Consider the following 21,085-nt stretch of genomic DNA (forward strand, 5'->3'; position numbering starts at 1 on the left):
CTAAGAATCAGAAAAAGTTTATACGTAAGCAAGTACGAAGAAAAGAATATGGCCTTAAGCCGCTTCTTTTGCATCGCGTACAGCAGCCAGAGTGCGGACCAGTTTGCCGGCAGCGGCTTCTTTCATGGTCGACATCAGACGTGCCAGTGCTTCTTCGTAGGTCGGCAGAGTTGCCAGACGGTCAATATTGGCCGCCGTGATCAGCTCACCTTCAAAGGCTGCAGCTTTGACCTCAAATTTTGCATTCGCTTTCGCGAAATCTTTGAACAGACGAGCAGCAGCGCCCGGGTGTTCCATAGAATATGCAATCAGGGTCGGACCAACAAACGTGTCTTTCAGGCACTCAAACTGAGTTCCTTCAACGACGCGGCGCAGCAGGGTGTTACGAACAACACGCATGTAAACGCCAGCTTCACGGCCTGCTTTACGCAGTTCGGTCATTTTATCAACGGTAACGCCACGGGAATCCGCAACAACCGCTGAAAGCGCACCTTTGGCTACTTCGCTGACTTCAGCAACAATCGCTTGTTTGTCTTGAAGATTTAATGCCATTAGCTTTTGCTCCTGGATTTGACCGGGAAAGGATTTCCCCGGAACTCACTTCACTTAGCCACCCCGGAGGGTGGTAAGCGCTCGAACACGGTGAGCAGAATCCAGCTAAGAAAAAATTCTTTTGGTTCTGTCACCGTCTACGCAGGGTATTAAGCGGAATATCCGGAGATAAACAGCGCCTGCGGTCTTGGACGGAGGCCAGGATAAGGCCTGGCTCCAACCTAAATTCTGTGTGACACAGCAGAGTCAGAAGGAAAGGCGATAAACGCAACAGTCAGTTCCGACTCTCTGATGTCCTGTTCTGCTAATAACAGAACAACGGGCGTAAGATTCTAGGTGAATTTTTCGCCCGTTTCAAGCAGCAATTAGTTTGCTGTTGCGTTCAGACCAGCCTGGTCAACGGCAACGCCGGCGCCCATGGTGGTTGAAAGGCTGACTTTCTTGATGTACACGCCTTTCGCCTGAGATGGTTTTGCTTTTTTCAGCGCGACCAGCAGAGATTCCAGGTTTTCTTTCAGTTTGTCAGCGTCAAAGTCCACTTTACCGATGGTAGTGTGGATGATGCCGTTTTTGTCGTTACGATAACGAACCTGACCCGCTTTAGCATTCTTAACTGCTTCAGCAACGTTAGGGGTTACAGTACCGACTTTCGGGTTTGGCATCAGGCCGCGTGGGCCCAGAATCTGGCCTAACTGGCCAACAACGCGCATTGCATCCGGAGAAGCAATAACAACGTCAAAATTCATTTCGCCTTTCTTGATCTGATCAGCCAGGTCTTCCATGCCTACCAGCTCAGCGCCTGCTGCTTTAGCAGCTTCAGCGTTTGCGCCCTGGGTGAAGACAGCAACACGTACTGAACGACCAGTACCGTGTGGCAGAACGGTCGCGCCGCGCACGTTCTGATCAGATTTACGTGCATCAATGCCGAGGTTGACAGCAACGTCAACGCTTTCAACGAACTTGGCAGTAGCCAGTTCTTTCAGCAGAGCAACAGCTTCAGCAATGTCATACTGCTTGGTCGCGTCAACTTTGTCGCGAATTACGGTCATGCGCTTGGTCAGCTTAGCCATTTCTTAGTCCTCTACTACCAGGCCCATGGAACGAGCAGTACCTTCGATTGAGCGAGTCATCGCTTCAACGTCAGAACCAGTCATGTCCGCAGCTTTGGTTTCTGCGATTTCACGTACCTGAGCACGAGTCACTTTACCGACTTTATCTTTGTTCGGCTTACCAGAACCAGACTTGATGCCCGCTGCTTTTTTCAGCAGTACGGCAGCCGGAGGCGTTTTGGTAATGAAGGTAAAAGAACGGTCGCTGTATACGGTGATAACAACAGGAGTCGGCAGACCTTTTTCCAGAGATTCGGTCTTAGCGTTGAACGCTTTACAGAATTCCATGATGTTAACGCCCTGCTGACCCAGTGCTGGACCAACCGGTGGACTTGGGTTCGCCATACCAGCTGCAACCTGCAGCTTGACGTAGGCTTGGACTTTCTTAGCCATGATATTTCCTCAATTGGGTTATAGCGCCTGTAAAGGCTCCCCGTGATAACGATTTACACGCTGTTGCCAGCGCATAAAAACAAAAGGCGCGAAATTGTAGTTAAATTTCGCGCCTGCTGCAACAGCTAATTTGTGAGCGGAAAGAGGTTAACCTTTCTCCACCTGACCAAAGTCCAGCTCAACCGGTGTTGCACGACCAAAGATAGATACGGAAACCGTCAGGCGGCTCTTCTCGTAATCCACATCTTCAACCACACCGTTAAAGTCAGCAAATGGACCGTCATTAACGCGAACCATTTCACCCGGCTCAAACAGCGTTTTCGGACGAGGCTTGTCGCCGACCTGCTGCAGACGGTTCATGATCGCATCAACTTCTTTATCGCTGATAGGCGCCGGACGGTCAGAGGTACCGCCGATGAAACCCATCACGCGCGGGACGCTGCGTACTAAGTGCCAGCTGGCGTCATTCATGACCATCTGAACCAGTACGTATCCCGGGAAAAACTTGCGCTCGCTCTTACGACGCTGGCCACCACGGATTTCAACGACTTCTTCAGTCGGAACCATGACGTCGCCAAACAGCTCTTCCATGTTGTGCAATTTGATATGCTCGCGCAGCGATTGGGCTACGCGGCCTTCAAAACCGGAAAACGCCTGTACGACGTACCAGCGTTTCTTTGGAGCTTCAGACATCTCAGAACCTCAGGCCAGTGATAAACGATACCAGACGGACCAGAATACCATCCAGCCCCCACAAAATCAGTGACATCACGGCAGTAACCGCGGCAACGATTAACGTGGTGTGCAGCGTTTCCTGGCGGGTTGGCCAGATAACCTTACGCATTTCTGTTCTTGCTTCACGAGCAAAAGCCACGGTCGCTTTGCCTTTGGTCGTTAAAAGCGCAATGCCGCCAGCCGCTGCAATCAGTACAACTACGGCTAATGCACGCAGTGGCAGTGACACATCACGATAGAGGTAGTTACCTACAATCGCTGCAAGCAGCAGTAATACAACTACTACCCACTTTACCGCTTCCAGGCCACGCCCGCTCCCTTGAGCTTCGGTATTCGCACTCATAAACCAACCTGCCACAATAATTCAGAAACTATTCTGCCCCGCAGTGCGAGGCGTCCAAACCGAATGAGCTTTTGAGGCGTAACTCGGTATCCAACGCCGCATAACAGAGCCTGTCTCAGCAATGATTATGATTCAAAAAATCACTGATGAGCCAGGTTCTATGAAACAGCGTGCAAAAAGGGCATCAAATGATGCCCTTTCCGTGTGCATTGCGTCAAACGTTATCGGTAATTATGCGATAACTTTAGCAACAACACCCGCGCCAACGGTACGGCCACCTTCGCGGATTGCGAAGCGCAGACCTTCGTCCATTGCGATTGGGTGGATCAGGGTAACAACCATTTTGATGTTGTCGCCTGGCATGACCATTTCAACGCCTTCTGGCAGCTCTACTGAGCCGGTTACGTCAGTTGTACGGAAGTAGAACTGTGGACGATAGCCTTTGAAGAACGGAGTATGGCGACCACCTTCGTCTTTAGACAGAACGTAAACTTCTGACTCGAACTGGGTGTGTGGCTTGATTGAGCCTGGCTTAGCCAGAACCTGGCCACGCTGGATGTCTTCACGCTTGATACCGCGCAGCAGAACACCACAGTTTTCGCCTGCCTGACCCTGGTCCAGCAGCTTACGGAACATCTCAACACCGGTACAGGTTGATTTCGCAGTATCTTTGATACCCACGATTTCAACTTCGTCGCCGACTTTAACGATGCCGCGCTCAACACGACCGGTAACAACAGTACCACGGCCAGAGATTGAGAATACGTCTTCGATTGGCAGCAGGAACGGCATGTCGATCGCACGGACTGGATCCGGGATGTAGTTGTCCAGGTGTTCAGCCAGTTCGATGATTTTCGCTTCCCACTCAGGAACGCCTTCCAGCGCTTTCAGAGCAGAACCACGAACGATTGGGGTGTCGTCGCCTGGGAAGTCGTACTGTGACAGCAGGTCACGTACTTCCATCTCTACCAGCTCCAGCAGCTCTTCATCATCAACCATGTCACACTTGTTCAGGAACACGATGATGTAAGGAACGCCAACCTGACGACCCAGCAGGATGTGCTCACGGGTTTGTGGCATTGGGCCATCAGTCGCAGCAACAACCAGGATCGCGCCGTCCATCTGCGCAGCACCGGTGATCATGTTTTTCACATAGTCGGCGTGGCCTGGGCAGTCAACGTGAGCGTAGTGACGTGCAGCAGTCTCATACTCAACGTGAGCGGTGTTGATGGTGATACCGCGGGCTTTTTCTTCAGGTGTGCTGTCGATCTGATCGAATGCACGAGCCTGGCCGCCGTTGGTTTTAGCCAGTACGGTAGTGATAGCTGCAGTCAGGGTGGTTTTACCGTGGTCAACGTGACCGATGGTGCCCACGTTTACGTGCAGTTTGTTACGTTGAAATTGCTCTTTAGCCATCGCTAGTCCCTCTAAGACACGGATATATCAATGATATCATCACATTAACCAGGCATTGCCTGACTGCAAGGAAGTTACAGAGAAAATCAGGAGGGAGATTAAAGGAAGTGGTGCTGATACCCAGAGTCGAACTGGGGACCTCACCCTTACCAAGGGTGCGCTCTACCAACTGAGCCATATCAGCACATCTGGAGCGGGCAGCGGGAATCGAACCCGCATCATCAGCTTGGAAGGCTGAGGTAATAGCCATTATACGATGCCCGCATCCTGGAACTCGGCTACCTGTTCTTTCTGTAGCTTGCAGATAACAGTGAATGTTTCTCTGCTATCTACTGTCTGCCAGCGAAGCTGACCGACGTTGACTTCGCTAACGCTCAGTCTGAATTCAGGGTGATAAGTGACTCACCTGACAGATAAACAGGTTGTTTACCTGTACTCAACCGTGAGGCTGAGATGGTGGTGGGAGAAGGATTCGAACCTTCGAAGTCTGTGACGGCAGATTTACAGTCTGCTCCCTTTGGCCGCTCGGGAATCCCACCTACTTGATGGTGCCGGCTACCGGAATCGAACTGGTGACCTACTGATTACAAGTCAGTTGCTCTACCAACTGAGCTAAGCCGGCATCAAGTGGAGCGCATTCTAGGAAGGTCGGGCCTTCGATGCAACTAAAAAATCACTAATTTTGTTCTATCGCTTACTATTTGTGCAAATCATCGCATTCTGGCGTTTTTGTGCAGAATATTTGTGCGATCTGGTCCTGTTTTTACACCGCCCACCCTGCCTCGCTATCGTCCCCTGCTGCTCTGGCATGCTCTTTTTAAGGTAAAATATTCCGCCCATCGCCTTTTTATTTTGCGCAGCCTGTTCTGAGTGATGCTTTTTTAACCCTTATCGGCGTTATTTTTCGTGCACTTAAGATATCTGCAGAACAGGGAGACGTTTTTGTCCTGCATATCTCTCTCGCTGGTACGACGATAACGGTAAAAAACGGTTCCAGTGTCTCGCAGCTCTTTATTCTTCAGTCGGGAAATATACGCTGCATATTGAATGTATGTGCTTTTAGCCTCTCTGTACGCCGTTACAGCTCTATTGGGTCATACAGGGCGTCTGACTGCTATTTAAGGCAGATAAAAGCCGCACATAAGCTTTGATGGCCCGTGTAGCACTATACGTAGTGATACAGCTGTCAGAATTAGCGTTATTATGATGTTTTGTGGGTATGCCGACGAAAGCGTGATCACGTTTATCTTTTTACTTCTGTTAAAAGCCATACTGGTGATACCCTCCAGCCCATTGTTCTCACTGATAAACCAGCGATTCGTGATTTATTTCACCTGTGCTCTCCTGCTTATCGGATGACACGCGGTTGATAGCGATGAATTTGCGGTCAGATGCATGCTTATGGATAAAACGACCCCCCTGACAACGCCTTATTTAGAGTTCACTCGTGAGCAGTGGGCTGCATTACGTGATTCCGTTCCTATGACACTGTCAGAGGAAGAGATCGCGCAGCTGGAGGGCATCAACGAGGATCTCTCGCTGGAGGAGGTAGCAGAAATTTATCTGCCACTTTCGCGTCTGCTTAATTTCTATATCAGCTCTAATGTTCGTCGGCAGGCTGTACTGGAGCAATTTCTCGGCACCAATGGCCAGAAAATCCCCTATATCATCAGTATTGCGGGCAGCGTAGCCGTCGGTAAAAGCACAACTGCGCGTGTATTACAGGCGTTGCTCAGCCGCTGGCCTGAACATCGTAAAGTAGAATTGATCACGACGGATGGCTTTCTTCATCCCAATGCCGTGCTGAAAGAGCGCGGATTAATGAAGAAAAAAGGGTTTCCGCAATCTTATGATATGCACCGGCTGGTCAATTTCGTCTCCGATTTGAAATCAGGCGCCAGTCAGGTCACAGCACCGGTCTATTCGCATCTGATTTATGATGTCATCCCTGATGGCGATAAAGTGGTTCAGCAGCCTGATATCCTTATTCTGGAAGGTCTGAATGTATTGCAGAGTGGCATGGACTATCCCCATGACCCACATCATGTCTTTGTTTCAGACTTCGTTGATTTTTCTATCTATGTCGACGCTGAGGAAGAGCTGCTGCAAAGCTGGTATATCAATCGATTCCTCAAATTCCGCCAGGGTGCATTTACCGACCCGGACTCTTACTTCCACCATTATGCCCAGCTCTCAGAAGCGGAAGCAGTAGAGATAGCGGGCAATTTATGGAAAGAGATTAACTGGCTAAACCTGCGGGAAAATATCCTGCCAACACGCGAACGGGCCAGCCTGATCATGACTAAAAGTGGCAATCATGCGGTCGACAGGGTTCGCTTGCGTAAATAACCGCTCCAGTAAAAAAGCCTGCATTAGTGCAGGCTTTTTTGATCAGAGAGGACGTAGAGATATTTCTCCGCCCACCCAGGCTTTTATTTCGCCATCCTGCTCAAGTAACAGGCCACCCTGACTGTCAATGCCCCGCGCAATACCATGCACTTCACGTTCACCAATGAGCAATTTAACAGGCCGGTGAATAAAGTTATCCAGCACCATCCAGCGTGTAACAAAGGGCGTTAACCCTTCCTGCTCAAACAACGGCAGGGCTTCGCGCAGATTATTTATCAGATGGGCGGCCAGCTCATTGCGGTTAACGGATACACCGGCTTCCTGCAGGTTAATCCAGCCCTGATTAATCTGCGATGCATCGGCTGTACGCATAGCAAGGTTAATCCCGGCCCCCATGACGATATGCGCGGCATCACCCGTTTTACCGGTCAGTTCGACCAGAATACCTGCCAGTTTGCGATCGTTAAGGTAAATATCATTGGGCCATTTGACGCGAACATCATCAGCCCCTAATGAACGTAATGTCTCAGCAATGATAATACCAATCACAAGACTAAGACCCATCGCCGCAGCGGGTCCCTGCTCCAGACGCCAGTACATAGACATGTAGAGATTAGCGCCAAAGGGAGAGAACCATTGACGCCCACGACGGCCACGACCAGCCTGCTGATACTCAGCGATACAGGCAGCACCCGACTCCATCTCATGCATGCGCTCCAGCAGATACTGATTTGTGGAGTCAATCACCGGGATAACAGAGATATTGCCCTGCTTAACCTGAGCGACAATTGCCTGCTCATCCAACAGCTGCATCGGGGCAGAGAGACTGTAGCCCTTCCCTGTCACGGTATAAACGTCAAGTCCCCAGCTTTTTAAGGTCTGGATATGCTTGTTAATGGCTGCGCGACTCATGCCCAGTGTTTCACCCAGCTGTTCGCCAGAATGAAACTCACCGTCAGATAAAATATCGACCAGCTTTAGCGGGATACTGTTGTCTTTCATGCGATTACCCCGACAGCATTGCACTCGCCCTGTGCCTGAATAAACCGCACCTCAGGCTCCAGCCAGACATCAAACTTTTCACCCACCTTCGCACGCACGGTTTTTGCCAGCGCAACGATATCGTCAGGTGTGGCATTATCAGCATTAATCAGCACCAGAGCCTGTTGCTGATGAACGGCGGCACCGCCGATACGATAACCTTTCAACTGACACTGATCGATAAGCCATCCGGCTGCCAGCTTGGTTTCACCATTCGGCATCAGATAGTGTGGCATAGCTGGAAAATGCGCCAGCAAGGCGCTGCACTGCGCCTCGGTAACGACCGGATTTTTGAAGAAGCTGCCTACATTCCCGGTCACTTTTGGATCCGGTAATTTGCTCTGCCGCATCTGGCACACCGCGTGATAAACATCCCAGGCGCTAGCCGTTACCGGATTCAGAGTCTTCAGATCACCGTAGGTCAATACGGGCTGCCATTGTTTAGGCAGGATTATCCCGACCGCGACGATGACATAACCTCTCTGATAGCGATGCTTGAAAATGCTGTCACGATAGCCAAATTCACAGGCTTCACGATCGAGACGCTCTGTCTCACCACTGTCCAGGTTAAGCACATCCACATATTCGCAGACATCTTTTAATTCCACACCATAGGCACCAATGTTCTGAATCGGTGCAGAACCCGTCATTCCAGGGATTAATGCCAGATTCTCCAGGCCAGTGATCCCTTTTTCCAGTGTGCTCTTAACCAGCTGATGCCAGTTCTCACCTGCTCCGACATGCAACTTCCAGTACTCATACTCATCCTGAATGTTGATGCCTTTAATGCGGTTAAGTACCACAGTACCAGCGAAATCATCCAGAAAGAGGACATTGCTGCCTTCACCAAGCACCATGAAAGGGGTCTGATCACGCTGGCTGGCCTGCCATGCAGCCAGAATGGCAGCTGGCGTCTCAGCAACGATGCGTTTCTGTGTATGTACTTCAAGCCCAAGCGTATTGTCGGCTTTTAAGGAAGGATGCTGGCTGGACATTTGACGACCTTTACTGAGTTATCTGGGCGTAGTTTACCGTATCAGGGAGGGGTTCTCAGGCTGTTTTCGGGGATTATGATGAGGTTTTTCACGATCTGCAGACGTAAAAAAGCCCCGCACTTTCGTGCGGGGCTTCTTCACTTATTTAATGCCTGGCAGTTCCCTACTCTCGCATGGGGAGACCCCACACTACCATCGGCGCTACGGCGTTTCACTTCTGAGTTCGGCATGGGGTCAGGTGGGACCACCGCGCTAAAGCCGCCAGGCAGATTCTGTTCTCCGCGCCGCCCCTTAAGGCCGCGCAGATATATCCGGTACAGGCTGAAAATCGTGTCTCTCAAAAACGCCTCTGGCGTTGTAAGGTTAAGCCTCACGGGTCATTAGTACCGGTTAGCTCAACGCATCGCTGCGCTTACACACCCGGCCTATCAACGTCGTAGTCTTCAACGTCCCTTCAGGACTCTCAAGGAGTCAGGGAGAACTCATCTCGGGGCAAGTTTCGTGCTTAGATGCTTTCAGCACTTATCTTTTCCGCACTTAGCTACCGGGCAATGCCATTGGCATGACAACCCGAACACCAGTGGTGCGTTCACTCCGGTCCTCTCGTACTAGGAGCAACCCCCCTCAATTCTCCAGCGCCCACGGCAGATAGGGACCGAACTGTCTCACGACGTTCTAAACCCAGCTCGCGTACCACTTTAAACGGCGAACAGCCGTACCCTTGGGACCTACTTCAGCCCCAGGATGTGATGAGCCGACATCGAGGTGCCAAACACCGCCGTCGATATGAACTCTTGGGCGGTATCAGCCTGTTATCCCCGGAGTACCTTTTATCCGTTGAGCGATGGCCCTTCCATTCAGAACCACCGGATCACTATGACCTGCTTTCGCACCTGCTCGAGCCGTCACTCTCGCAGTCAAGCCAGCTTATGCCATTGCACTAACCTCACGATGTCCGACCGTGATTAGCTGACCTTCGTGCTCCTCCGTTACTCTTTAGGAGGAGACCGCCCCAGTCAAACTACCCACCAGACACTGTCCGCAGCCCGGATCACGGGCCTACGTTAGAACATCAAACATTAAAGGGTGGTATTTCAAGGTTGGCTCCACGCGAACTGGCGTCCGCGCTTCAAAGCCTCCCACCTATCCTACACATCAAGGCTCAATGTTCAGTGTCAAGCTGTAGTAAAGGTTCACGGGGTCTTTCCGTCTTGCCGCGGGTACACTGCATCTTCACAGCGAGTTCAATTTCACTGAGTCTCGGGTGGAGACAGCCTGGCCATCATTACGCCATTCGTGCAGGTCGGAACTTACCCGACAAGGAATTTCGCTACCTTAGGACCGTTATAGTTACGGCCGCCGTTTACCGGGGCTTCGATCAAGAGCTTCTCCTTACGGATAACCCCATCAATTAACCTTCCGGCACCGGGCAGGCGTCACACCGTATACGTCCACTTTCGTGTTTGCACAGTGCTGTGTTTTTAATAAACAGTTGCAGCCAGCTGGTATCTTCGACTGGCTTCGGCTCGGGGAGCAAGTCCCTCCACCTACGCGCCAGCGTGCCTTCTCCCGAAGTTACGGCACCATTTTGCCTAGTTCCTTCACCCGAGTTCTCTCAAGCGCCTTGGTATTCTCTACCTGACCACCTGTGTCGGTTTGGGGTACGATTCTGTGTTACCTGATGCTTAGAGGCTTTTCCTGGAAGCTGGGCATTTATCACTTCAGCACCGTAGTGCCTCGTCGTCACGCCTCAGCGTTGATAAGGGACCGGATTTACCTGGACCCTCCGCCTACACGCTTAAACCGGGACAACCGTCGCCCGGCTGATATAGCCTTCTCCGTCCCCCCTTCGCAGTAACACCGAGTACAGGAATATTAACCTGTTTCCCATCGACTACGCCTTTCGGCCTCGCCTTAGGGGTCGACTCACCCTGCTCCGATTAACGTTGAACAGGAACCCTTGGTCTTCCGGCGAGCGGGCTTTTCACCCGCTTTATCGTTACTTATGTCAGCATTCGCACTTCTGATACCTCCAGCATGCCTCACAGCACACCTTCGACGGCTTACAGAACGCTCCCCTACCCAACAACACATAGTGTCGCTGCCGCAGCTTCGGTGCATGGTTTAGCCCCGTTACATCTTCCGCGCAGGCCGACTCGACCAGTGAGCTATTACGCTTTCTTTAAATGATGGCTGCTTCTAAGCCAACATCCTGGCTGTCTGTGCCTTCCCACATCGTTTCCCACTTAACCATGACTTTGGGACCTTAGCTGGCGGTCTGGGTTGTTTCCCTCTTCACGACGGACGTTAGCACCCGCCGTGTGTCTCCCGTGATAACATTCTCCGGTATTCGCAGTTTGCATCGGGTTGGTAAGCCGGGATGGCCCCCTAGCCGAAACAGTGCTCTACCCCCGGAGATGAGTTCACGAGGCGCTACCTAAATAGCTTTCGGGGAGAACCAGCTATCTCCCGGTTTGATTGGCCTTTCACCCCCAGCCACAGGTCATCCGCTAATTTTTCAACATTAGTCGGTTCGGTCCTCCAGTTAGTGTTACCCAACCTTCAACCTGCCCATGGCTAGATCACCGGGTTTCGGGTCTATACCCTGCAACTTAACGCCCAGTTAAGACTCGGTTTCCCTGCGGCTCCCCTATACGGTTAACCTTGCTACAGAATATAAGTCGCTGACCCATTATACAAAAGGTACGCAGTCACCCCCATAAAGAAGGCTCCCACTGCTTGTACGTACACGGTTTCAGGTTCTGTTTCACTCCCCTCGCCGGGGTTCTTTTCGCCTTTCCCTCACGGTACTGGTTCACTATCGGTCAGTCAGGAGTATTTAGCCTTGGAGGATGGTCCCCCCATATTCAGACAGGATACCACGTGTCCCGCCTTACTCATCGAGCTCACAGCATATGCGCTTTTGTGTACGGGAGTATCACCCTGTACCCTGCGACTTTCCAGACGCTTCCACTAACACACATGCTGATTCAGGCTCTGGGCTGCTCCCCGTTCGCTCGCCGCTACTGGGGGAATCTCGGTTGATTTCTTTTCCTCGGGGTACTTAGATGTTTCAGTTCCCCCGGTTCGCCTTGCAGCACTATGTATTCATGCTGCAATGATGCACAGAGTGCACCGGGTTTCCCCATTCGGACATCGACGGCTGTAGCGGTTCATATCACCTTACCGTCGCTTTACGCAGATTAGCACGTCCTTCATCGCCTCTGACTGCCTGGGCATCCACCGTGTACGCTTAGTCGCTTAACCTCACAACCCACAGGCGTTTTACAACGCTGCGAGCTGCAAGCATTTGAGAGACTCGAACGTGTCGCGCTTTTCATTCTTATTACGGAGAATGAAAACGACACGTCGTTTCAATTTTCAGCTTGTTCCGGATTGTTAAAGAGCATAATACTTCGCAGCACACCGTTGCCGGTACGCTCTGAAGTATTCAGAAAAAACAGTTAAAACGGTATGGTGGAGCTAAGCGGGATCGAACCGCTGACCTCCTGCGTGCAAGGCAGGCGCTCTCCCAGCTGAGCTATAGCCCCATACAGTTACTGCAGAGACCACTACTACCACTCAACCGAGTACACTTCGTGAGAAATGCAATTCGTGCTCAGGCAAGGCATGTTTCCGCGAAGCATAGTGAACTATGCAAGCCGGAGACATAACGCAGCGTGAGTGCGAATTTGGTAGGCCTGAGTGGACTTGAACCACCGACCTCACCCTTATCAGGGGTGCGCTCTAACCACCTGAGCTACAAGCCTGTAGAGGTTTTTTCTGCTCGTTACTTTTTATCAGACAATCTGTGTGGACACTGCGCGGGAAGGTATCTTCAGGTAAGGAGGTGATCCAACCGCAGGTTCCCCTACGGTTACCTTGTTACGACTTCACCCCAGTCATGAATCACAAAGTGGTAAGCGCCCTCCCGAAGGTTAAGCTACCTACTTCTTTTGCAACCCACTCCCATGGTGTGACGGGCGGTGTGTACAAGGCCCGGGAACGTATTCACCGTGGCATTCTGATCCACGATTACTAGCGATTCCGACTTCACGGAGTCGAGTTGCAGACTCCGATCCGGACTACGACGCACTTTGTGAGGTCCGCTTGCTCTCGCGAGGTCGCTTCTCTTTGTATGCGCCATTGTAGCACGTGTGTAGCCCTACTCGTAAGGGCCATGATGACTTGACGTCATCCCCACCTTCCTCCGGTTTATCACCGGCAGTCTCCTTTGAGTTCCCGCCATCACGCGCTGGCAACAAAGGATAAGGGTTGCGCTCGTTGCGGGACTTAACCCAACATTTCACAACACGAGCTGACGACAGCCATGCAGCACCTGTCTCAGAGTTCCCGAAGGCACCAATCCATCTCTGGAAAGTTCTCTGGATGTCAAGAGTAGGTAAGGTTCTTCGCGTTGCATCGAATTAAACCACATGCTCCACCGCTTGTGCGGGCCCCCGTCAATTCATTTGAGTTTTAACCTTGCGGCCGTACTCCCCAGGCGGTCGACTTAACGCGTTAGCTCCGGAAGCCACTCCTCAAGGGAACAACCTCCAAGTCGACATCGTTTACGGCGTGGACTACCAGGGTATCTAATCCTGTTTGCTCCCCACGCTTTCGCACCTGAGCGTCAGTCTTTGTCCAGGGGGCCGCCTTCGCCACCGGTATTCCTCCAGATCTCTACGCATTTCACCGCTACACCTGGAATTCTACCCCCCTCTACAAGACTCAAGCCTGCCAGTTTCAAATGCAGTTCCCAGGTTAAGCCCGGGGATTTCACATCTGACTTAACAGACCGCCTGCGTGCGCTTTACGCCCAGTAATTCCGATTAACGCTTGCACCCTCCGTATTACCGCGGCTGCTGGCACGGAGTTAGCCGGTGCTTCTTCTGCGGGTAACGTCAATCGATGCGGTTATTAACCACATCGCCTTCCTCCCCGCTGAAAGTACTTTACAACCCGAAGGCCTTCTTCATACACGCGGCATGGCTGCATCAGGCTTGCGCCCATTGTGCAATATTCCCCACTGCTGCCTCCCGTAGGAGTCTGGACCGTGTCTCAGTTCCAGTGTGGCTGGTCATCCTCTCAGACCAGCTAGGGATCGTCGCCTAGGTGGGCCATTACCCCGCCTACTAGCTAATCCCATCTGGGTTCATCCGATAGTGAGAGGCCCGAAGGTCCCCCTCTTTGGTCTTGCGACGTTATGCGGTATTAGCCACCGTTTCCAGTGGTTATCCCCCTCTATCGGGCAGATCCCCAGACATTACTCACCCGTCCGCCACTCGTCACCCAAGGAGCAAGCTCCTCTGTGCTACCGTCCGACTTGCATGTGTTAGGCCTGCCGCCAGCGTTCAATCTGAGCCATGATCAAACTCTTCAATTTAAGTTTGATTTGCTTAAACAAGTTAAGCGGTGCTCATCTGTAAAACGTCATAATGAATTTCATTATGTGTTCACTCGTGAGGCTTTGATATTTTGTTGCGTCCGGAGACGCTGATATCAATCCTGCGAGTGCCCACACAGATTGTCTGATAAATTGTTAAAGAGCAGTGCGAACAGTGCGTTAGCGTCCTGTCGCGAGGTGGCGTATATTACGCTTTCCTCCTGCAGAGTCAACCTCTTTCTCAGAAGTTTTTCTCCGGCGGCGCAGTCTCCTGTGCCTCTCAACCCGCTTCCCGTTGCCGGTGTTCCGTGTCGATGGAGGCGCATTATAGGGAGTTCGCGCGGACTGACAAGTGTTTATTGCGAAAAGATTACTGTTCGCAGTAATTTTCATCAAATCGCGCTATTTCGCTACGATTTGCCTGGTAACTGTGCAAAATCATTAGCAAAAGTGCGTACCTGCTGCCAGTCCGTGTACTCCACTTCTTTTGTGGAATCGGTCTCACCGCCAGTCATACGCATAATCAACTGAATCATGACGCGATCAAACCAGCGATAGCGCGGATAATAGAGCGCGCCCGCAAACACGGCACAGCAATCAGGTTGCCACGGCGAGCTGGCCAGGAACTTCTGCGTATAAGCATTCGTTTCAGGAGAACGCTTCTCAGGTTTGCGCGCCGTGAGGTTTACCGAAAAGAAACCACTGGTACGCTGCTGCAATGCAGGGAGGTGAAGCTTTACGAACTTGTCGACGACCGGCTGGAAATGACCGTAGCGAATAGAGGCGCCAATCAGCACGCGATCATACTGCGCCCAGTCAGGCAGAGCGGCATCCTGAATATCCAGCACATCGCATGGCTGGTGCTGACGGATCATCTCGGCTATAGAAGAGGCAATCTTCTTTGTTTGTCCGTCGCGGGTGGAATAGAGAATCAGCGCTTTCATATCAGCATCCTTATTAATTATTCACGCCAGAAAGTAGGCGTGAACAGCACCAGCAAGGTAAATACCTCGAGACGCCCGAACAACATGGTGGAGATAAGAATCCATTTCGCCACGTCATTCATTGAAGTGAAGTTATCGGCCACAACCCCTAAACCGGGCCCGAGGTTATTCAGCGTCGCGGCAACGGCAGCAAATGCCGAGAAGTCATCGACACCGGTGGCAATGATCGCCAGCATGCTGACCAGGAACACCAGCGCATAAGCCGAGAAGAATCCCCATACGGCCTCAAGGATACGCTCAGGCAACGCCCGATTCCCCAGCTTAATGGTGTAGACCGCATTCGGGTGAACCAGACGCTTAAGCTCACGGTTACCCTGCTTGCATAATAGCAGGATGCGGATAACCTTCAGGCCACCGCCGGTTGAACCGGCACAGCCGCCGATAAAGGCGGAGCACAACAGCAGCACCGGCAGGAACAAGGGCCAGCGTGCGATGCTGTCGGTCGTGAATCCTGCCGTGGTGGCCATGGAAACGACCTGGAAGAAGGCCTGGTTCAGCGTTTGCCAGCCACTGTCGTAAACATTGTGGAACCAGAGCACCAGCGTGCAGATCAACACCAGCGTCAGCTGAACGCCTATAAACATGCGGAATTCAGGATCGCGCCAGTACACGCGCAGATTGCGCCCGCTTAGCATGGCAAAGTGAAGGCCATAGTTACAGCCTGAGATCAGCAAAAACACCGCCACGATAGTATTGATAGTGCCGCTGTGAAAATAGCCGATGCTGGCATCATGGGTTGAGAAGCCGCCAATCGCGATGGTCGAGAAGCTGTGACCAATAGCATCAAAGGCCGGCATGCCTGCCAGCCACAATGCCAGCGCACAGGCCACCGTCAGCAGAACATAGATCAGCCAGAGTGTTTTCGCTGTTTCGGCAATACGCGGCCGCATTTTATTGTCTTTCAGCGGCCCCGGCATTTCAGCGCGATAGAGCTGCATGCCCCCGACGCCCAGAATCGGCAATATCGCCACCGCTAATACGATGATCCCCATACCGCCCAGCCACTGCAGCATCTGTCGATAGAAGAGAATGGCTTTAGGCAGCGAGTCCAGCCCCACCAGCGTAGTGGCCCCGGTCGTTGTCAGGCCAGAGAAAGATTCAAAGAACGCATCCGTCACGGAAAGATGGGGCTGTTCGGCAAAGATAAAGGGCATGGCCCCTACGCTGCCCAGCACCGTCCAGAACAGCACGACAATCAGAAACCCTTCCCGCGGTTTGAGTTCGGTTTTCTTTTTGCGATTCGGCCACCACAGCAGCGAGCCGATCACCAGCGCCATCATAAAGGTCTGGCTAAACGCCCGCCCCGCGCCATCGCGATAAATTAATGCGACCAGGCCGGGCAAAATCATCGTCACTGAAAAGAGGATCACCAGCAGACCGACTATGCGGGTAATGGCGCGAAAGTGCATTCAGCCGTTCCTTTAAATAATAGAGATGAACATCAGGGTGTGAGCGGGATCAGCGCTAACGCGCCCCGACTAAAGTCTGACAGATTTTTTTTGAATCCGTCGATTTGTCCGTAAGGTACAGCCAGCGTCAGCGCAATGCGATCCTGAAACTGACTGTCGGTCACCTTACCGTCAAAACGCTGTACCAGCCGTTCAACATCACTGAGCTGTGGATAGTCACATTGCAGAGTGAACAGCTTCATCGGCACTTTGCGCTGTCGTGGCAGCAGCTTAAGCCCCTGCTGAACGCCACCACCATAGGCTTTCACTAAGCCGCCGGTTCCCAGCATGATGCCGCCGTAGTAACGCACCACCACGGCAGTAATCTCGCCAATATCCGCGCCCATCAGCTGCGCCAGCATCGGTTTCCCTGCCGTACCTGAAGGTTCACCATCATCAGAGAAGCCGAGCTGTTGAGAATCATTCGGCGCGCCCGCGACCCATGCCCAGCAGTGATGCCGGGCAGCCGGATGCTCGTTTTTGACCTGCTGGACAAAGGCGCGCGCCGCCTCTGCCCCCTCGGTGTGCGCCAGCAGCGTAATGAAGCGACTCTTTTTGATCGTCTCCTCACTGCTGCTCACGGGCACCGCGGGAATATCAAAGGCTTCCATCAGGCCAGATGCAGATCGCGGGTCATGTTCTCAACGCGATGCGCATGGATCACCACGTTATCCTCGATACGAATTCCGCCATAAGGCCGAAGTGCATCGATAGCCTGCCAGTTAAAGTGCTGACTGAAACGGCCTGCACGCAGTGGTGCCAGTAATGAGTCAATAATATAGAAGCCTGGCTCGATGGTTAATACCATGCCCGGTTGCAGCACGCGGGTGCAGCGAAGATAAGGATATTGCGCAGGCGCGGCCAGATGCGTGCCCTGATCATCCTGCATAAAACCCGCTACGTCATGCACCTGCAGACCCAGTGGGTGCCCCAGCCCATGTGGCATAAACGGCCCGGTCAGATCTTCAGCCACCAGCGCTTCTTCGCTGATGCCCTGCACCAGCTCAAACTTCAGCAACATCTTCGCAATACGCTGATGCATCTGAAGATGATAATCGGTGTAGCGCACGCCCGCTTTCAGCGTGGCGATCAGCGCCAGCTCTTCCGCGTTCATCGCCTCAACCATTCTGGCATAGAGCGAACTGCTCTGCGCCGCATAGCTGCGGGTCAGGTCGGCGGCGTAGCCAAGATACTCAGCGCCCGCATCAATCAAAAAGCTGTGGCGTTTCGCCGGCGGCTGATGATCCAGCCGGGTGTAGTGCAGCACCGCAGCGTGTTCATTCAGCGCAATGATATTGCCGTACGGCACATCGGTATCGCGATGACCGGTCGCGGTCAGATACGCCTGGTTGATATCGAACTCGCTTAAGCCCGCCGAGAACGCCTCTTTCGCTGCGCGATGACCCGCCACTGCCAGCTTCTGCGCCTGGCGCAGACAGGCGAGTTCATAATCTGTTTTGATACTGCGATGGAAATGCAGGAAGTCGATCACCGCTTTAGGATTGATATTGCCGGAGGCGATACCAAGCTGTGCTGCCCGTGCGTTGATCGGGCCGATATAAGCGACATTATCACGCTGTGCAGGCAGCAACTGCGCAATCTCATCCGCACTTTTCAGGCCAATAACCTCAACATCCTCCGTCCAGAAGCTATCCGGCAGAGGTTCAACGTTATGCCAGTAATCCACCGGAGAGTAGAACCACAGTTTCGGTTTGTTCACGCCATCAATCCATAGCCAGCAGTTGGGAACCTGTGTCACCGGCACCCAGGCCTTGAACTGCGGATTCACCTTAAACGGATAGGTGTGGTCATCCAGAAACACCGTCAACAACTCACCGGAATGGATCAACATCGCATCCAGTTTATTGCGTGCCAGCACCTGCTGCGCCCGTTGTTGCAACGTGGCGATGTGCGCGTGATACAAGGTCTTCAGTGAATCCATTGACGTCTCTCCAGTGTCGCGAAATGGCCGCAAGTTTAGCATACCCCTTGCGCAGTTGCTGATGTCGACACGGCTGTGATCTTGTTAGCAAATAAGCAAAGAGCAGTTTGCAAATAATTAACATCCCTCCCACACTCACGATCATCTGGTATGACCAGATCACCTTTCGCGGTTTCAGGAGACGCACATGCTCTACCAAGGCGCTAACCTTACACTTCACTGGCTGGACGATGGTATCGCCGAGCTGGTTTTTGACGCTGCAGGCTCAGTCAACAAGCTTGATACGCAAACTGTCGCCAGTCTGGGCGAGGCAATTGCAGTGCTGGAGCAGCAGCCAGATCTTCGCGGCCTGCTGTTGAGCTCCGCTAAACCTGCTTTTATTGTGGGTGCGGATATCACCGAGTTCCTTTCACTGTTTAATGCACCCACCGAAAAGCTGAGCCAGTGGCTGAGCTATGCCAACAGCATCTTCAATCGTCTGGAAGATTTACCCGTGCCGACCCTGGCCGCCATTGACGGCTATGCGCTGGGTGGCGGATGTGAGTGTGTGCTGGCAACCGATCTGCGTATTGCTACTGCGGACGCCCGCATTGGCCTGCCGGAAACCAAACTTGGCATCATGCCTGGCTTTGGTGGCAGCGTGCGGTTGCCACGCCTGCTGGGTGCCGACAGTGCACTGGAAATTATTGCGGCGGGCAAAGATGTTGATGGCAATGCCGCCCTGAAACTCGGTCTGGTCGATGCCGTGGTCGCTCGCGAAAAACTGCGCGAGGCGGGGATCACCATGCTCAAAGCCGCCGCCACTGATGGCAGCTGGCGCGCGCGCCGGGCACCGAAACTGGCTCCGCTGAAACTCAGCCCGATTGAAGCAGCCATGAGCTTTTCTATTGCGAAAGCGATGGTGCTTCAGACTGCAGGTAAACACTATCCCGCCCCGCTGATGGCAGTGAAAACCATTGAAGCGGCGGCCAGCCTTGGCCGTGACGATGCATTGAAACTTGAAACCGCGGCGTTTGTGCCGCTGGCGCAGTCTGATGAAGCTCGCGCTCTGGTCGGCATCTTCCTTAACGACCAGTACGTCAAAGGCCTGGCGAAAAAGCGTGGCAGCGAAAGCGGCGCCCCCGCTCAGGCGGCAGTACTGGGCGCAGGCATTATGGGTGGCGGCATCAGCTACCAGTCTGCGTGGAAAGGCGTGCCGGTCAGAATGAAAGATATCAACCCACAGGCGCTAACCCTGGGGATGAACGAAGCCAGTAAGTTACTTAATAAGCTGTTAGAACGCGGCAAAATCGACGGCAACAAACTCGCCAGTGTGATCGCCACTATCCAGCCCACACTCGATTATGCCGGTTTTGATCAGGCCGATGTGGTGGTGGAGGCCGTGGTTGAAAACCCGCTGATCAAGGCCAAAGTGCTGGCTGAAACCGAACAGCATCTGCGTGAAGACGCGATTCTGGCCTCCAATACCTCGACCATTCCTATCAGCCAGCTGGCGCAGGCGCTGCAACGCCCGGAAAACTTCTGTGGCATGCACTTCTTCAATCCGGTGCCACGTATGCCGCTGGTTGAAGTGATTCGTGGCGAGAAAACCAGTGAAGCCACGCTGAGTAAAGTGGTGGCCTGGGCCAGCAAAATGGGCAAAACCCCTATCGTGGTGAATGATTGTCCCGGCTTCTTTGTTAACCGGGTGCTGTTCCCCTACTTCGCCGCTTTCAGCCTGCTGCTCCGCGACGGCGCTGATTTCCGCCAGATTGATAAAGTAATGGAAAAACAGTTCGGCTGGCCGATGGGTCCCTCCTGGCTGCTGGATGTGGTAGGCATCGATACCGCACATCACGCGCAAAGCGTCATGGCGGACGGTTTCCCGGATCGTATGAAGCATGACTATCGTGATGCGATTGATCTGCTGTTTGATGCCGGTCGTTTTGGCCAGAAAAATGGCAAAGGTTTCTGGCGCTGGGAAGAGGATAAAAAAGGCAAGCTGAAGAAAGTGCCCGATGCAGAGGTGGACACACTGCTGCAACAGGTCTGTCAGCCCGCGCGGGTCTTCAGTGACGAAGAGATCCTGAACCGCATGATGCTGCCGATGCTGAATGAAGTGGTGCGCTGCCTTGAAGAGAAGATTATCGCCTCACCCGCTGAAGCAGATATGGCGCTGGTATACGGCCTTGGCTTCCCGCCGTTCCGTGGCGGCGCATTCCGCTATCTCGATACCCTTGGCAACAGTAATGTGGTCGATCAGGCACGCCGCTATAGCGCGCTCGGTGGGCTCTATGCCTTGCCTGCGCTGCTGGTGCAGAAAGCCCATCAGCATGAAAGCTGGTATCCCGCCGCTAAACCGATTGATGAAGCCGCGCTGAAAAGCGCCTGAG

At 52.8% G+C, this 21,085-nt stretch carries 14 protein-coding genes, 6 tRNA genes and 3 rRNA genes; 2 read left to right on the top strand and 21 right to left on the bottom strand.

Features of this window, described 5'->3' with window-relative positions; genetic code table 11:
* Nucleotides 1-54: 54 nt before the first annotated feature.
* From rplJ to KTJ90_RS18135, 10 genes are all read right to left on the bottom strand, one after another.
* Nucleotides 55-552 (bottom strand): 50S ribosomal protein L10, encoded by a 498-nt coding sequence (gene rplJ / locus KTJ90_RS18090; protein WP_003848098.1) that lies wholly within the window; start codon nucleotides 550-552, stop codon nucleotides 55-57.
* 365 nt (nucleotides 553-917) lie between these two features.
* A complete protein-coding gene (gene rplA / locus KTJ90_RS18095; protein ID WP_003848092.1) occupies nucleotides 918-1,622 on the bottom strand; it encodes a 50S ribosomal protein L1 in 705 nt (234 codons plus the stop codon).
* A 3-nt stretch (nucleotides 1,623-1,625) separates the two neighbouring features.
* Entirely contained in the window at nucleotides 1,626-2,054 is a 429-nt protein-coding gene (gene rplK, locus KTJ90_RS18100) for a 50S ribosomal protein L11 (RefSeq protein ID WP_006121495.1), read from the bottom strand.
* Between the two features lie 147 nt (nucleotides 2,055-2,201).
* Nucleotides 2,202-2,747, bottom strand: coding sequence for a transcription termination/antitermination protein NusG (gene nusG, locus KTJ90_RS18105; RefSeq protein WP_003848088.1), 546 nt, complete (start codon nucleotides 2,745-2,747; stop codon nucleotides 2,202-2,204).
* Nucleotide 2,748: 1 nt separating this feature from the next.
* Nucleotides 2,749-3,132 (bottom strand): preprotein translocase subunit SecE, encoded by a 384-nt coding sequence (secE, locus tag KTJ90_RS18110; RefSeq protein WP_008927141.1) that lies wholly within the window; start codon nucleotides 3,130-3,132, stop codon nucleotides 2,749-2,751.
* 231 nt (nucleotides 3,133-3,363) lie between these two features.
* On the bottom strand, nucleotides 3,364-4,548 hold the full coding sequence (tuf, locus tag KTJ90_RS18115; RefSeq protein ID WP_013359730.1) for an elongation factor Tu: 1,185 nt from the start codon (nucleotides 4,546-4,548) through the stop codon (nucleotides 3,364-3,366).
* A gap of 108 nt (nucleotides 4,549-4,656) precedes the next feature.
* Nucleotides 4,657-4,732: transfer RNA gene (locus KTJ90_RS18120), tRNA-Thr, on the bottom strand.
* Nucleotides 4,733-4,737: 5 nt separating this feature from the next.
* Nucleotides 4,738-4,812 (bottom strand) — tRNA-Gly (locus tag KTJ90_RS18125).
* 190 nt (nucleotides 4,813-5,002) lie between these two features.
* A tRNA-Tyr gene (locus KTJ90_RS18130) sits at nucleotides 5,003-5,087 on the bottom strand.
* A gap of 7 nt (nucleotides 5,088-5,094) precedes the next feature.
* Nucleotides 5,095-5,170 (bottom strand) — tRNA-Thr (locus KTJ90_RS18135).
* 779 nt (nucleotides 5,171-5,949) lie between these two features.
* On the opposite strand from KTJ90_RS18135, the gene coaA reads away from it, so the two are divergent.
* Nucleotides 5,950-6,897, top strand: a complete 948-nt coding sequence (gene coaA / locus KTJ90_RS18140) for a type I pantothenate kinase (protein WP_033743664.1) — start codon at nucleotides 5,950-5,952, stop codon at nucleotides 6,895-6,897.
* Between the two features lie 42 nt (nucleotides 6,898-6,939).
* On the opposite strand, the gene birA is transcribed toward coaA, so the two are convergent.
* The 11 genes from birA to pepQ form a co-directional block, all read right to left on the bottom strand.
* Nucleotides 6,940-7,899, bottom strand: coding sequence for a bifunctional biotin--[acetyl-CoA-carboxylase] ligase/biotin operon repressor BirA (birA, locus tag KTJ90_RS18145; RefSeq protein WP_008927172.1), 960 nt, complete (start codon nucleotides 7,897-7,899; stop codon nucleotides 6,940-6,942).
* A complete protein-coding gene (gene murB, locus KTJ90_RS18150) occupies nucleotides 7,896-8,933 on the bottom strand; it encodes a UDP-N-acetylmuramate dehydrogenase (protein WP_008927171.1) in 1,038 nt (345 codons plus the stop codon). Before murB ends, birA begins: the two co-directional genes overlap by 4 nt.
* Before the next feature lie 150 nt (nucleotides 8,934-9,083).
* A 5S ribosomal RNA gene (gene rrf, locus KTJ90_RS18155) occupies nucleotides 9,084-9,199 on the bottom strand.
* A gap of 93 nt (nucleotides 9,200-9,292) precedes the next feature.
* A 23S ribosomal RNA gene (locus KTJ90_RS18160) occupies nucleotides 9,293-12,200 on the bottom strand.
* A gap of 208 nt (nucleotides 12,201-12,408) precedes the next feature.
* Nucleotides 12,409-12,484 (bottom strand) — tRNA-Ala (locus tag KTJ90_RS18165).
* A 142-nt stretch (nucleotides 12,485-12,626) separates the two neighbouring features.
* A tRNA-Ile gene (locus KTJ90_RS18170) sits at nucleotides 12,627-12,703 on the bottom strand.
* Nucleotides 12,704-12,776: 73 nt separating this feature from the next.
* A 16S ribosomal RNA gene (locus KTJ90_RS18175) occupies nucleotides 12,777-14,319 on the bottom strand.
* The 16S, 23S and 5S rRNA genes sit together here with 2 tRNA genes alongside, the layout of an rRNA operon.
* A gap of 410 nt (nucleotides 14,320-14,729) precedes the next feature.
* Nucleotides 14,730-15,263, bottom strand: coding sequence for a menaquinone-dependent protoporphyrinogen IX dehydrogenase (gene hemG / locus KTJ90_RS18180; protein ID WP_039658599.1), 534 nt, complete (start codon nucleotides 15,261-15,263; stop codon nucleotides 14,730-14,732).
* 17 nt (nucleotides 15,264-15,280) lie between these two features.
* Entirely contained in the window at nucleotides 15,281-16,732 is a 1,452-nt protein-coding gene (gene trkH, locus KTJ90_RS18185; protein ID WP_004571219.1) for a Trk system potassium transporter TrkH, read from the bottom strand.
* A gap of 32 nt (nucleotides 16,733-16,764) precedes the next feature.
* Entirely contained in the window at nucleotides 16,765-17,382 is a 618-nt protein-coding gene (locus KTJ90_RS18190) for an IMPACT family protein (protein ID WP_286862900.1), read from the bottom strand.
* On the bottom strand, nucleotides 17,382-18,713 hold the full coding sequence (gene pepQ / locus KTJ90_RS18195) for an aminopeptidase P family protein (RefSeq protein WP_499025652.1): 1,332 nt from the start codon (nucleotides 18,711-18,713) through the stop codon (nucleotides 17,382-17,384). The genes KTJ90_RS18190 and pepQ overlap by 1 nt, the downstream gene beginning before the upstream one ends.
* A gap of 187 nt (nucleotides 18,714-18,900) precedes the next feature.
* Between pepQ and fadB the strand changes: the two genes are divergently transcribed.
* Nucleotides 18,901-21,084, top strand: a complete 2,184-nt coding sequence (gene fadB, locus KTJ90_RS18200) for a fatty acid oxidation complex subunit alpha FadB (protein WP_499025654.1) — start codon at nucleotides 18,901-18,903, stop codon at nucleotides 21,082-21,084.
* The last annotated feature ends 1 nt before the right edge of the window (nucleotide 21,085 follow it).

The sequence above is a fragment of the Pantoea jilinensis genome (genome assembly GCF_019104105.1).
Lineage (GTDB): Bacteria > Pseudomonadota > Gammaproteobacteria > Enterobacterales > Enterobacteriaceae > Pantoea > Pantoea eucalypti.